7 protein-coding genes are annotated in these 14,967 nt (G+C 32.6%); all 7 read right to left on the minus strand.

Features of this window, described 5'->3' with window-relative positions; genetic code table 11:
• Positions 1-2: 2 nt before the first annotated feature.
• The gene (locus AAGV33_RS03155) at positions 3-1,562 is read right to left on the minus strand and encodes a nucleotidyltransferase (protein ID WP_373390498.1); all 1,560 of its coding nucleotides are present in this window, start codon (positions 1,560-1,562) and stop codon (positions 3-5) included.
• A 2-nt stretch (positions 1,563-1,564) separates the two neighbouring features.
• A complete protein-coding gene (locus tag AAGV33_RS03160; protein WP_373390499.1) occupies positions 1,565-2,719 on the minus strand; it encodes an SAVED domain-containing protein in 1,155 nt (384 codons plus the stop codon).
• Between the two features lie 90 nt (positions 2,720-2,809).
• Complete coding sequence (locus AAGV33_RS03165; protein WP_373390500.1) at positions 2,810-6,265, minus strand: DEAD/DEAH box helicase family protein; 3,456 nt, start codon at positions 6,263-6,265, stop codon at positions 2,810-2,812.
• A 33-nt stretch (positions 6,266-6,298) separates the two neighbouring features.
• Complete coding sequence (locus tag AAGV33_RS03170) at positions 6,299-7,972, minus strand: ATP-binding protein (RefSeq protein ID WP_373390501.1); 1,674 nt, start codon at positions 7,970-7,972, stop codon at positions 6,299-6,301.
• Positions 7,973-8,019: 47 nt separating this feature from the next.
• Positions 8,020-11,841: a YobI family P-loop NTPase gene (locus AAGV33_RS03175; RefSeq protein ID WP_373390502.1), complete on the minus strand. Its 3,822-nt coding sequence runs from the start codon at positions 11,839-11,841 to the stop codon at positions 8,020-8,022.
• Positions 11,842-11,883: 42 nt separating this feature from the next.
• Complete coding sequence (locus AAGV33_RS03180) at positions 11,884-13,077, minus strand: restriction endonuclease subunit S (RefSeq protein ID WP_373390503.1); 1,194 nt, start codon at positions 13,075-13,077, stop codon at positions 11,884-11,886.
• 317 nt (positions 13,078-13,394) lie between these two features.
• Positions 13,395-14,948: a class I SAM-dependent DNA methyltransferase gene (locus tag AAGV33_RS03185; protein ID WP_373390504.1), complete on the minus strand. Its 1,554-nt coding sequence runs from the start codon at positions 14,946-14,948 to the stop codon at positions 13,395-13,397.
• Positions 14,949-14,967: the final 19 nt, after the last annotated feature.

Genomic DNA, 14,967 nt, shown 5'->3' on the forward strand with positions numbered 1-14,967 from the left:
AACTATTTAATATTTACAAAAAACTCAGAACTACGAGCAACACAAATTCCGTTTTTAACAATAAAACATTCAACCCAATGTAAACCTGTATAGCCAGAATGTTCTTTTTGGACCAAGCCACCACGTCCAAGTGTTTGCGCCTGAAAAATTCCTCCACGCAATCCCATAAATGTGTTTTTAGCTTCTTCACCTGTGTTTACAACCTGCCAATATACATCATAAGGTTTTGGGACATTGGTTGTAGCTGTAAAGTAAATTTCACACCCTTTGGGAACAATTGTTTGAGTTGTAATGGATTTTGATTTTTTGTAATCAGTAACGTCATTAAACCTTCCATATACATCACAATTGTATTTTAGACCAACGGGCCATAATGGTTGAATACGATGTGGAACTGATAGTAATTGAGAAGAAAAATTTACTGGTTTTAAATCTTCTGTAATTAACTCATCATAACCTAAGTTTCTTACCGCCTCGTTTACTGCTCTAGTTCCTAAAATATTTTTTAAAACTCTATAAACATTAGTATGATCCAAGTTTTGTAATGCTCCAAAATCAGCTTTTGCTTTTTCTAACCAAGTAAAAAAATTATCTTGTTTTTGTTTTTCAGAAGGCCATTTGTCTGCAAAGTTTTCTTCTTCATTCACAGGATTACTAATCCTCCAAATGTTTTTATTAAGGTTTGGACAATACACTTCATGCATGTGTAAGTGCATTGTGTTTAAAATATTAATTAATGCACGTATAACATTGCTTTCTTTCTGATAAGCTTTTGCAGCCAAGGTTGTAATTATGATAGAAATTGGTTTGTCGCAATCACCACCAAACATAATGTCTCTATGTCTTTTTAGTATTTGAACTACCCTAAGTAGGGGAGGCTTTGCTTTTTTATAGCTTGGTAGTGGAGTAATACTTTCACTTAACAAAACGGATTTTAAAACATTAATATTACTTCTTTCTTTGAACCAAGCTGCATAACCAAAAGGATTACTCTTTAACCAATAGTTTGGATTAGTTTCCGAAGGATAATTATCCTCCCTTTGATCTGTTATTCGAAGAGAGATGTTTTCTAAATCCGTTTTATCTAATTTATTAAAAGATCGTTCGCTTAAATTGATATGATTATTATTTCCAACCAAAGCTGGCAGTATGTCTAAATGAAATTTTTCATCTGCATATACAAGAGTCCAGCAACGATTACCTTCTTTGTCTAACATTCTGTTGTAGTTTTCATTTTTGTCAATGAGTTGATTTTTTACAGCATGTTTTAAATGGATTTGAGCCCAATTAATACCTTTTCCAGTTAGACGGCAAACTAAATCTACATCAAGTTCATCGTCTTCCATAATTGGTCTAATCATTGTGCCCAATAGGAATGAGCCTTGGGGTAAAATTTCTGGTTTATAAAGACTTAATCCTGAGCCTTCCTTTGAAAGTTGTTTAGCAACTGCGGTATACCTTTGTTCAACTAATTCATGTTGTGCTTGCGTAATATCTAATACTTGTCCGATATTCTCTAGCAAGTCGTTTATTTTGTTTGGTCTGTTAGTTAATTCGAACATACTTATTGGTTTTTAATTTCTATTGCTTTACTGAAACCATTATTATTTGAGTTTTGGTCGTATAAAATTAATGGTAAATCTGCTTTTTCCATCCATACTCTACCTGTTTCTATAGCACATGAATTTGGCATAACTGGAAAAATATGAATTGGATGATCTATTGAATAGTGAAGCTTAATTTTACTATATGCATTTCTAACTTGATTTTTAAAATTATTGAGTGTTTGTCTGCTTTGCAAAACATTACGATTTGGATTTTCAACAGTAATTTTCCAAATAGAAACATCATTACCTAAAGTTTCGAATATTCTTTCGTCCATAACATTATCACTTAAGCTTATTACTAATGCCGCATTAGAAAGAATTTTTTGTGGTTCATATAATCTCACATCTAACGCATCTTCTTCATTATTCCATTTCCATGATTGCTTTGGTTCACGGTGGAGTTGGTATATTTCACTTATTGATAATTCAGAAAATAATGTTCCTAACTTGATCAGTAGTGGTTGTGGAGCTAAAGCAAAAATTGAAAAATGAGTTTTTTTATCTTGAGTTATTAAAGGTTTAATATTTTGCTTTACCATATCCTCTAACTGATTAGAGTGAATGTCCCAATAGCTTTGTTTATTATCCTTAATAGCCAAATTTGAAGTGCCAAGTTGGATTATATTATCACTAACTGGATAATAAGCTGGTAGTATTGCTTCAACACAGTCATTAAAGTTAATGGTTGGTTCAAAAGTGCCAATTTTAGCAGTAAATGAAACGATTTGACTTTTTTTATCAGGTGTTAAACCTGTTAATAATTCTATATTTCGTTCCTGCTTTATTTTCATAGCAGTCAATGATTTTCTTGTATGAGTAACCACTTCACGTTTATCAATCCTTCGATGACATTCATCACAAAGGAGTAATAAATTATCAAAGCTAGTTTCTAGTTGTTCAGACAAAATAGCATCTCCACGTGGACCGTCTTCACTGGCAGCTACAATATGAGAGATATATGATTTGTTTAAGTCTTTTTGCATCAAGCTATCTTTCCAAAGAGGAATGTTACAGCCATCATATTGGCATCGACCACCTGATTTTACCCAAAGTTTTCTAGAAATACCTTGTGGTATTGCTTTACGCGCCCTTACAACTAGATTTTTATTCATTTTACAGTATTTAAGATTTAATACTGCAAATATTATATAGATGTATGCAATACAACTGCACAGTATTGAAGTTTTTATTTTTAGGACAAACTAACCAATCAAAGCATTTTGATTTACCACTTTTAGTAAATGGATTATTTTATGAATTTTCTCGTCTTCATCTTGAAAAATTCCAATTATTCCATTGTCATTTTGTGCATTAAATGGACTTTGAGTAAGCATTTTTGTGTCAAGAATTCCATTTTTATTGAGGTAATCAATGATAGTGTTTACAAAAGTAATTTGATTGGCATTCAAATTTTCTTCTTGAATAAATGAAGCAAAATGTTTGTTAGCAGCTTCTATATCCAAACCTAATATTTTTCTAATGAACATGCCTAAAGGTTGCTCTTCATATTCTTTAAACAATCGTTCTTTACTTTCAGCTTCTTGCATCAAGAATTGTTCTAATAATTCCAATTCTGAAGGTGTGATTGGGATATTTTTATATAATTTATCAATTACCAAATGGGTTCTGTTTTTTCGTATAAAGGATTCTACACGATCTTTATAACTTTGTAATCGGGTGTAACTGGCTAAAATATCCGTTTCTTGAACATTAGCTTCGATTAATTCATCGTCAAAATCAGAATAAATGGGTTTCTCTTTGTTGTCGTCTTTTAAGAATTGAATTAATCCTCTTAATTCGGTTCTTAGTTGCTCTAATTTATTCAAAGAAATCGTTGACCAATACTCTTCAGTTTTGATTTTATTGATGGTGTCAATATGTTGATTGACTGCCGGGATGTTCCTTTTTACAAATAATAATTCACCAATGGTAACCATGTTTTGAATTAGTGAAACTTGTCTTTTGGATTGTTTTAGTACCGCCAATTGCAACTGATAAACTAATTTGTCAAATTGCTTCGCAAATTCATCTTTGTCTTCGGTATAAGCAATTAAATTTGATAAATGCATTTGAATATCCAACACATCTGATTGATTTAAACTATTCCAATTTTCTCTTTTACAATATTTAAGGACAAATTCCAGATGCTTTTTTACTTCAAATCGGGTTTGGTCTAATTCAACTATTTTGTGATGTAAAGCATTGGTGTATCCTTTTGCAATCAAATCATCACTTTCCGTAATATTTTGACTGTTTTGAATGACCGTAATAATTTCTAATTGTGCTTCAAATAATTGTTGGGATAGCGGTTTGGCTGTCGTTCCTTCATAACCATTAGGAAATTCTTCAAAAAATTCAAAATTACCACAAATATCAAAGATTAAAAAGAACTCTTTGTCTAATCCTTGACCAAAAATATCTGGACATTTTCGCGTGCCTCGTCCGATCATTTGCCAATATTTGGAATAGGATTTCACTTCTTTAAAGAAAACCAAATTCAATGCCCTTGGTGCATCCACACCTGTGTCCATCATGTCTACGGATACGGCAATTTGTGGTTCAACTTCGTCACCTTTAAAGAAACAGAATTTTTCTAATAAATCTTGAGCTTTGTCTTCATAATTATCGATGACTCTCAAAAAACTACCGCCAAATTCAGGATAGTTTTTATTGAAGCGTTCTTCTATAAAAACAGCATGAGTATGATTTTTTGCAAAAATGATGGTTTTACCTAATTTATCCCCGCTTTCTACCCGTAAACCAAAACGCATTAGATAATCTAAAACGGTATCGACAGTGTCGTTATTAAACAAGAACGAATTGATTTTTGTTTTAGCTATTTCGGCTATTCCAGTTTCTTTTTCATCGCCTGGAACGCCGAATAATTCTTCGTAACGTTTTTTGTCTTTTTCGCTTAATTCAGAATATTTAACTCCTTTTCGAGGGAATTTAAGAGGAACTTTATAGGATTTTGGCGGTACCAAATGTTTCTCTGCAACGGCACGATCCAATTCATAAGAAAACGTAGGAACATCATCCTCAATCTCAAAAAGACTGTAGGTGTTTTTATCAATATCTTTTTTAGGTGTTGCCGTAAGTCCAATTAATATGGAATCGAAGTAATCGAATATGGCTTGGTATTTTTGATAAACGGAACGGTGTGCTTCGTCGATGATGATAACATCAAAATGTCCGATACCGTAAAAACGTTCGTCTTCATTTTTTAATGAATCAATTTTATTTAGAATCGTAGGGTAGGTAGAGAACACTACACGAGTTCCTAGCTCTTCTTTTTCTTTAGTCAGATTAACTGCTGAAAGATGGGGTAAATGTTCTTTGAAGGCATTTTTGGCTTGGGTTACTAAGGCATTTCTATCCGCTAGGAATAAGATTCTTTTTGCCCAGTTGCATTTGGTAAACATATCTACAATAGCCGCAGCAGTTCGGGTTTTTCCGCTGCCGGTTGCCATTACTAATAATGCTTTTCTGTTTTTACCTTTTAATGTATTATTATGCGTAGTTACCAATGTTTCGGCAACACGTTTTACGGCTTCTAATTGATAGGGTCTTTCAATAATGCTAGTATTCACTACAAAGTTTCTTATATCCTGACGTTCGTAACGGCGTCTGATTAGTATTTGTAGTTCTTCTTTAGTATAAAATCCCTGAACTAATCGATCGGGATAAAATTGGTTGTCCCAAAGGTGGGTTTCAAATCCATTAGTATAAAAAATTACAGGACGTTGACCAGTCATTTTTTCTAAACAATCGGCATACAAACTCGCTTGATGTTTTCCTTTTCGGGCATCATGGAGTGTACTTTTAGCTTCTATAACCGCCAATGGTTTGCCGTTATCATCCCATAATACATAATCAGCAAATCCTTTTCCAGTAGGATTAGTCGTTAATGGCATTCCAATTACTTCATACTCCAATTCTTTGTGTTCACGAAGATTGTCCCAATCCGCTTCTTTGAGTAATAAATCGATTAAAACTAGTCGGGTTTGATGTTCGGATGTTAGTTCGGGAACGGCTTGCTCAAAAGTAAATTCCTGACTTCTATTCTCTTTACGTTCGGCAATAAGTTGTTTTTGCTCGTCTAGTTGCTTTTTAAGTGCTTCGTTTTCTTCGGCTAAGAGTTGCTGTTTTTTTTCTAAGCGTTTGGCTTCCTCTCTTTCTTTTTCTATAGCAGTAGCCAATTCCTGTAATTGTTTGGCGTTTTTATCGTTACTGTCTCCATAGGGAATATAACGTTCGTCAAATAAAGCAATATCAGGATTGTTAGCACTATAATATTTACTTAACCAAGATAGAAAACGAAAGGTGTTTTTTAACGATTGTAAGGCTTCTAAAGCTCTTACGGTTTTTCCATGGGCGGCATTGTTGCCATACAAACGCACTACATCCAGCTCTACCAACATGCTTGGTTTGAGTATGGCTTTAAAGCTATCATTGTGTAGCAAAGCTCCAAGTTTAGTGTCATAAGGCAACTCTAAATCCTCATCGTTTTTATACAACCAGAACAGGGTTTTCTCCAGAGTACTTCGGCATAACAGAGCGGCATAGCGAGGTGCTGTAAAAGTATTTTTTTCGGCTTCCTGTACCTCTTTGAAGATTTCCGGAAACTCTTTTTGAAGAAAACTAAAGTTACTATTCATAACGACTGTAATATTTGCCTCTAAAATACTATATTATTTTATACCAGAAACCAAATTGTAAAGTATTTCTCCTTGAATGCTACGTCTGTATTTTTGGTCTTGGTGTGTTGGCTTTTCGGGAATAGTCATTTCTATCCATCCTAAATTAAGTAAGGGATCCAAGTATTTTTCCCTGTTTTTGGTTTGGTTACTTAAACCTAAGTTTTCCAATATTTCCACTCTCTTTTTTGGTTCGCTTACTATATCTAAAATAGCCAATGCTTTGTCATGAAGTTCACTTTCTATAATTTGGACAGCTTGGTTACCAGCTTGGTTACTAGCTTGGTCGTTCCAATTGTTTAAAACCTCTAATACCTTGCTTTTATTGGGTTTATCTTGGTCACTAGCTTGGTTACTCAGGCTGTTCAAAAAATAACTAAGCTCGTCTAAATTGATAAAAGGTACCGCAGTTTTGGCCACAGTTTTTTCTTCATTTGCGAATAAAAGCGTTAGAAAATATGTGCTTTGCTCGTCTGTTTCAAAAACAGGTTCTGGCGAATTGTTTTCCTTCATAGCGTTTCTGATGGTTGGGAAACCCGTGCCTCGACCTTCGGTCAGGTGCAATTCTTTGAGTAAATCGCCAATTCTGCGGTTGCGATAATCGCGTGCTACAATGCGTTTGTTTTGTTTTAGTATTTGTGCATCTACTGGAGGAACCGGGCCAGGAAAACTTAGAATTTCAATTCTGTCCGGCCATATTTGTACTTCGATGGGTTTTTCCATTTCGTAGCTTTTATGATAGACCGCATTAGACAAGGCTTCTTCAAGAGCCTCATAAGGAAAATTAAAATAGCGGTTAGCTTCGGCTTTATAGGACACTTTTTCTACTACTTCTTCAATCACGTTGTTTTTGAAATAATCTAAAACAGCTCTCAGTTGATGGTGAATAGGGCCTTTGAAATATTTTTCGGAAAAATTTTTACCGGTTTTGTCTTTATGAATTACCAATTCAATCCAGGAACGATCGAGATATTTTTCGGGATTGCGGGAAAAAAACAACAATCCCACATTTAGCGGACGCAAAGCCTCTTTAGGTCCATTTACAATTTTCATATTAAGGCATAAATCTGTAAAAGGGATTTGTTTACTTTCTTCGTATAAATCACTCTTTACTTCCTGAAGAAAAGCCTGAATTAATCCTAAATCTAAATCATCGATAACGGCTTTACCGTTTATCCTGTCGTCAAATGGAATACGGGCGGTTAGTTCTTGTAATCGTCTTAAATTATCTTCTTTGGCAATGATACTGCGGGAACCAAAACGAATATAAGGAGCACGTTGCGTTCCTTTTCCCTGGGTGATGGGTGCGGTGTAAGGGCGGTTGTCACCAGCGGGACACCATAGTACTAAAATGTGTTGTTCTTGCAACACATAAGGTTGTATTAACGGGAAATAGTTAGGTAACAGTTGGTAGGCAAGGCTTAGTACTTCACCTTGTATTTTATCTAAACTCTCAGGGGTTAAACCTATCGGAGGCAGTACAGGTCTTCCTTCGTTTTCAGCAATACCCACAATAATGTAGCCACCACCCCAATTATTAATGTCATTGGCAAAGGCACACATGGTATGTACAATTTCTTCGGGATTCCAGCCTTGTTTGAATTCCAGTCGTTCCCATTCTATGGATTGTCCGTTGACTAAATCGCTTATGTTTATTGGTAGTGCCATGATTATATTTTTTTTACAATTGAAAAAGAGTTCTAAAATTAAGGTTATTATTTTCTTTTATGATTCACCATGTAGTGTTTTTCTTTTTCTGAATACGAAGATATATATCCTTTATGCTTAATTATAAATAGTAATTTATTATGGTCTTCTGACTTTACAAGTTTTGCTTTTAGACTTGTATTTGTGATTTCAGCGTAATCACCTCCCAGACTTTTAAGGAATGAATCTATAAATGCGTTGTCGTACTTAGAGGAATATTTTATAAAAATTTTGATTTTGTTATCAGTGGGAACACTCCCGTTAATGAGTATGGATTTTATGATTTCATCATCTACAGTAAAAGAAGCATCTTTTAATAAAATCGAAGCTATTAGCTCTAAGTTCGCATTAGTTTTTATTATGTCAGTAGAACAAGTATTTATAATTTTTAATTTTTCAGGATTTTCAAAGATTGTTGAGAGTAGCACTAATTTTAAATCGCTACTATCGAAAGTTAGTTCATTGAGAATTTTAAAATAATCTGTTTTACGCTTTTCAAACAATTTAATATTAAAACCATCAAAGTGTTCTTTTATTTTATCATAACTTACTTTTACTGGATGAATGCAATTATTATTTATTAATAATATTATTTTTTCTTGAGATAGTTTTTCAAATTTTAATGAGCTGTACCACCAAGAACTACTTTTTGTAATTAAATTGTATGACTCATTATCCATTTCATTTGATTCGAGTATTTTTTTCCAAAATATTTTGTACTCTTGTGTTTCTTTTGGGATTTTGGTAGTTGCTAGCTCTTGTGCATTTTCTAGGATGTTTATAAAGTTTATGATGGAATTGGGAATTTCTTTTTCTTCTTTGCCTTCAGTAAGATTTTCGCTATTGTAAGCAAATAAAAGATTCTCCCAAGTTGCAAGTATTTTATTATTATCTAATAGTATTTCATATAAATCTTCGTTAGTTATTTTTGAGAGTTTCTCAATTTTGGTATTAACTTGCGAAATAATCAATTCTTTATGGCTAATTTTTAAAGTAGTTTCATTAAGCAATTCAATTAATGATTCTAACTTTTCATTACAGTTAGTTGGAATTTTGATATAAATGTTTTCAATATATTTTTCAAAATTCAGTTCTAAGTATTGTATTAAACGTTTGGCTTCAGAATTTTTTATTGCATAGAAATTTGAATTATCAAAATCTATCTGATTAAATTTACCAAACTTTTTAATAATCGAAGCAATAGTTTGAATATCAAATTCATAAAGATTATTTTGGTAAATGTAAGTTAACATTTCATCATTAGAGTTTTCAAAATCAATTTTTGAAAATGATAAGTTCAATTCCTCTATGATGTTTTTGAGCTTGGTAGTATTTTCAATGCTATTTAAAAATAATGAATCGGATAAAATTTTTGTTTTGAATGAAGATTGATCAGCAATCTTTATAATAGCATTTACATCAGCAAATTCCAGTATGCTTTTGAAAATACGTGTTCTTAATTCATCTGAATAATCTGGACTCGATGCTATAAATTCCCAAATATTAGTCCATTTATCACACAGTTTTTGTATAAATTTTTCAAGATTTGGCGTTATTTCATAATATCCTTTAATAAAATCGGATGTAATTTTAGATTCGTCTTTAAGCCTAGTAAAAACTGAATTTATTTGTATATTATAATTACCAGAATTTAAGAGTAAATAATCCAATAAATCGTAATTCAGTGTATATTCTGTTTGAAAATCGTAAGCACTAATCCTAGCTGTTAATTTTTCAAGTTTTGACAGTTTGTATTCAAATGGTTGCCTGTTTTTATTTTTTATATTAATAAGGAATTGGTAATCGGTACGTGTAATACTTTCTTCATGAAATAACGAAATATAATCGGTGTAATCTTCGGCGATATAACCATTTCTTAATAAAATCAACATAAGATCTTTATTAAGATTTTCACTAATCTGAATTTCAGATAATTGATTAGATAGTATTAGTTCTGATAATTTATAGTTTCTCGCTTTTTGTTTTTGAAGTTCTAGTTCCTGTACATTATTTTTTAAAGCACTGATTTTACCATTTTTAATTTCAGTAATCTCCTTTTCTCTTTCTAAGTATAATTTTGAAGGATGAACTAATTTCTCAATTGTTGTAAATCTTAAATTTGGTTGTTTTACTTGGATTCTCTCTATTGCATTATAAATATCCCACGTAGTTTGCTGATATGAAAAATTAATAGACTTTATATATTCAAAGTTTTCATCAGTTGTTGCAAAACTAATGTCAACAGCAACACTATTGATTACGAAAGAACTAAATCCAGGTAATTGAGAAATTATTTGCGCTAGGTATAATTTGCGTAAGTCCGTTGTATTATCTAAAAATATTTCTTCAAGATAAGTAATTTGTTTGTTATATTCTTTTATTTTGAGATCAGTATTGGTAACAATTTCTTTTATGTAATTAGATTTGACTGAGAATATATCGTAGAGATCTCCTTCATTTTTACTCAACTTCATAAAATCATTTGGATAAATGTTTTTATACATGATTATCCCGAATAATTTATCCTGAATTAATTTTGGTTCTAGTTTTTTGGAGTATAGATGGAATTCGTTAGTGATATTATGAAGCAACCGCATATCGTCGATGAAGAAAGAAATGTCTTCAATGAATGCATCAGTAAGTTCTAAATTGAATTTATTTCTTTTCCTTAATAAAATCTCACTTGAATTAGACGAGTTGATTATAGGTATTACGGGAATAATAAAATCAAAGAATTTGGTACGTTCTTTGTCTGTAAACATATTATCTCTTACAGCGTATATGAATACAATATCTTTTTTCTTTGTTTTTTTTGAGTTGTTTAGTAGTAAGTTAAGTTCTCTTAACTTGGTGAATATTTCAGTTTCTTCGAAACGGTCTAAATCTTCGATAATGACTACATTATAAGGGCAAACTGAGAAAAAATAGAGCAACTCATCAATGTGATGGTTAAGAATTGACTTATTTAGACTATCACCAATACTTATTTCAGCATTTTGAATTTTAAGTTTACTAATTGTAATAGCGCTTATAAGTCGAATTGATTTTCGAATTATAAAATAGATTCCAATAATAATTATTACGATGCTAGTATAATGAATAATATCGCATACAGAATTGTTTATTGGGAAATCCTTTAGAATGCTTTGAATAAAATAGGGATTAAAATAGTTGTAAATAGCAACTATAAAAAGTAAGTATCCGATTGAAGTGAAAAACAATGTTGTTTTACTAAAGCTTTTTATTTTTTTAAATTGGGAATCGGGAATCTTGCTGTCCTTTTCGTGATAAAAAATTTGTTCTAGAATACTTATTTCTATTAAACGTAATAAGTCAGTCGTATTAACATTCTGGTCATTATATTTCTTTTCATCTTTATCCTTTTTCTCATCCGGTTGGTCATCGATTTTTTTCTCTTCTTGTATATTGTTGACTTTTTTCTCTTCCTTGAAAGTAGCTAAAGAAATATTCAAAAATTTTAAATCGCAACCATTATAATTTTTTTGAAAGGTTTTAAGAATACTACTTTTTCCAGAACCATAGGGTCCTGTTAAGGCAATATTTTTAATATCTTCTTTTTTTCTGTTTTTTAAGGCCCAAAGTAATGCTTCTGAATATTTACCGTCTTCATCACTATTATCAATAGGAGATAATGATGAGTATGCGTTATTTTCCGGTTTGTCATTAGAAAATGAGGAATGAATGGATTGTAACCAAGTAATTGTTGTATCTAAAAAAGTTAGAAATAAAACTTTAAAAGAAAATTTTTTGAAAAATGATTTAACCCATTCGAATATTCTTTTAAAAAAGTTGATAATCTTATTTTTCATAAATTATAATGGTTGGTTAGTATTTTTGTTGGTTATTCTATTTTAATTCAACTCCCCCTTAAAAGCCCGTTGCAACAAAGACTGAAACAATTCCTCACTTTTTGCTAAGGCTTCTTGGGCTTGTTGTCTTTGGCCTTCTATGAGTTGTACTCGTTCTGCAAATTGGTTTTGGAGGTTGATAGGTGGATATAAAATATCTAAATCTCTTAATGCTGTTTTAGTTATAGATTTAGTAGTTGCTCCATTTAATTTTGAATTAATAATTTTTTTTCCATAATCTGTAGAAAAGAAGAAAAAGAAAAATATTTTATCGAGATTATTAAAAGTCATCATTAATTGATTCAATCCCAAAGAAACAGGTTTATTTAAAATAGGCATTAACCAAAAATCACCTGCACTTCCGATTTTATTCATTATAATTTCACCTCCAAACACTTTTGTCTTTTTAAATAAATCATACGTTTCCTTAGAAACATACTTTAAATTATTTTTAAAATCATTTTTGTTTAAATTGGTTGTTCTTATCATTATAGCATAATCCTCTTCATCTTTCATTTTAATATTAGCTGAAACCCAATCATTCCCTCCATTTGAACCAACATCAACTAATACTTCTAAAAACTCATTCAATTTCCTTTTCTCCCAACCCTTTTCATTCATCACAGGATCTCCAAACATCTCCAAAAACAAAGATTGCGTTAGCGCATCGTATTTCTCTATGAGTTGTTTGTTGTATTGGCGTAGTTCATCGGCTTTGTCGAGGATGGTTGCGATTTTTTGTTGGGTGGGGAGAGGAGGGAGAGGGATTTCTAAATCCTTTACTATTCCTAATGAAATATTAGCCAAAGCTGCTCCAACTGCTCTATTTAATAATTGCTCTTTTATTGTTGTAAACCAAAATCTAAGATATCTAACATCTAATTTTGCTTCATCTTTAATGTTTATTCCAAGAATTGCTTGATTTGTAGACAAATCAATTTTAGCAATAGCAGTTTTTCCAACAGAGCCATACATTGCCAAAAGAAGTGTACCTTTTTTGAAAAAACGATTATTTATTGATTTTAAGCCTTCAGTTGTTATATGTTCTTCAGTTTTATAAATGTATCCATCATTACTTTTCTCTAAATCACTAATTTTTGACCAAGGAATAGTTCCATTGTAATATTCTGATTTGCTTCTTGAAGGAGTCCCTCCACTTTGCATAGTACAAACTTCAGCTATTTTAACTTTTTGCATTAATTCTTATTTTATATATTCGCATTAATTATTAATTCAACCGCTCGTAAAGAGCACAATTTTAGAGCACCTGCCTTCTAAGCAGTCGGTCGAAGGTTCGAATCCTTCTGCATTTACAAAGGTTACCGGTTTGCCCTTCAACAAGCTCAGGATGCTGTCGAGGTCACAACTAAAATTTGGGGTTTTCAGTTCGAACCTCTCCGCGGTCATAGTACTTTGACAGGGCGCAGGATTCATAACCCAGAGGTCATTGTTAGCATAGAATCCCTTGTTCTCTATAATTTACTACTTTGTGTAGAATCCGGTATTCTCCACTTTTAGCCTAACATTTTTTCAAGATCTTTCATTGCTTCCATACGTTTTTGGTCAATTGCTTTGATGTCAGCTATCAGGGTTTGTGGTTTTTCATACACCACTTCGTCATAAACAATCTCTTTGTAACGGTTAATACTTAAGTCATAATCATTAGCTACAATGTCAGCTTTTGGGACTAGGAAGGATTTTTGAGTTCTGTCACCAAAGTTTTCGGTTGGTCGTTTTTCATTGATGCTTTTCCAATCCAACAAAATGTTTGGGATGTCACATTTACCTCTGAACTCTTCTAAGACACTTTCAGGATTGTTGAAACATTGCTCAAAAACTTCTTCTGAAATTTGAGGGTTGCGTTTGTCATCTAAGCTAAAACCATCGGCTTGCATATCGTAGAACCAAACCTTATCCGTACCGCCTGAGTTGGTTTTAGTGAAAAGTAAAATAGCGGTACTTACTCCGGCATAAGGTTTAAAAACCCCACTAGGTAAAGAAATAACACCTTGTAACTGTTGGTTTTCGACCAATTCTTTACGAATGTTTTTGTGCGCGCCTGAGCTTCCAAACAATACACCATCAGGTACAATCACTGCTGCTCTTCCGCCTAATTTTAACATACGTAAAATCAAGGATAAGAACAATAATTCGGTCTTTTTGGTTTTGGTAATTTGCAACAAACTACTTTCTACTTCGTCATAATCTAATGCTCCTTTAAACGGAGGATTGGCTAGTACTAACGAATACTTTCCGTTAATCGTATTGTTTTCCGCCAACGCAGAACCGCCGACTAATTGCGGTGATTCGATACCATGTAATTGCAAGTTCATAGAGGCAATACGCATCATGGAAGGGTCAATTTCCAGTCCGTTAAACATGTTCGTATTGTAATGTTCACGGAAGTTTTTGTCTAAAAATATCTTATCGTGTTTGTCGTGAAAGTATTGTCCAGCCGCTACCAGGAAACCTGCTGTACCTAGTGATGGGTCACAAATGGTATCGTCTGCTTTGGGTTGGGTTAGTTCTACCATCATGCGAATGATATGGCGAGGTGTACGGAATTGTCCGTTGGTACCCGCTTCGGCAATTTTGCCCAGCATGTATTCGTATAAATCGCCTTTGGTATCGCGATTGCTCAACGGTAGTTTGTCGATTTGCTGTACTACTTTGTCTAACAACTTAGGCGTGTCTATCATAAAAGTAGCACCTTTGATGTATTCGGTAAACTTACCACCATCTGCACCTAATGTTTTCATAAAATCAAAGGCTGTTAAATCGTTTAAATGGCGTTGTGGCTTTCTGAACAAATCAAACATTACCTCAGGATCTTTGTCCTTGAAGTAACTCCAGCGTAATTCCTTTTGGCTATCGGCATAAATCATTTTCTTGGTGGTACCACCCAGCATTGCAATTTCTTTTTCAATCAGGATTTGCTTATCGTCTAGTTGTTTTAAGAAGATAAGGTATGTAAATTGTTCGATTACAGTCAATGGGTTGGAAATTCCTCCTGTCCAGAAGTCGTTCCATATACGGTCAATTTGGGATTTTAATTCGCCTGTTATCATGGGGTGTTAATTTGTTTTG

It is taken from the genome of Flavobacterium magnesitis (assembly GCF_041729735.1).
In the GTDB taxonomy this organism is placed as follows: domain Bacteria; phylum Bacteroidota; class Bacteroidia; order Flavobacteriales; family Flavobacteriaceae; genus Flavobacterium; species Flavobacterium magnesitis.

Coding starts and splice junctions, on each gene's coding strand:
- AAGV33_RS03170 (WP_373390501.1), bottom strand. CDS start 7,972: ATGGCACTACCAATAAACATAAGCGATTTAGTCAACGGACAATCCATA.
- AAGV33_RS03165 (WP_373390500.1), bottom strand. CDS start 6,265: ATGAATAGTAACTTTAGTTTTCTTCAAAAAGAGTTTCCGGAAATCTTC.
- AAGV33_RS03180 (WP_373390503.1), bottom strand. CDS start 13,077: ATGCAAAAAGTTAAAATAGCTGAAGTTTGTACTATGCAAAGTGGAGGG.
- AAGV33_RS03160 (WP_373390499.1), bottom strand. CDS start 2,719: ATGAATAAAAATCTAGTTGTAAGGGCGCGTAAAGCAATACCACAAGGT.
- AAGV33_RS03155 (WP_373390498.1), bottom strand. CDS start 1,562: ATGTTCGAATTAACTAACAGACCAAACAAAATAAACGACTTGCTAGAG.
- AAGV33_RS03175 (WP_373390502.1), bottom strand. CDS start 11,841: ATGAAAAATAAGATTATCAACTTTTTTAAAAGAATATTCGAATGGGTT.
- AAGV33_RS03185 (WP_373390504.1), bottom strand. CDS start 14,948: ATGATAACAGGCGAATTAAAATCCCAAATTGACCGTATATGGAACGAC.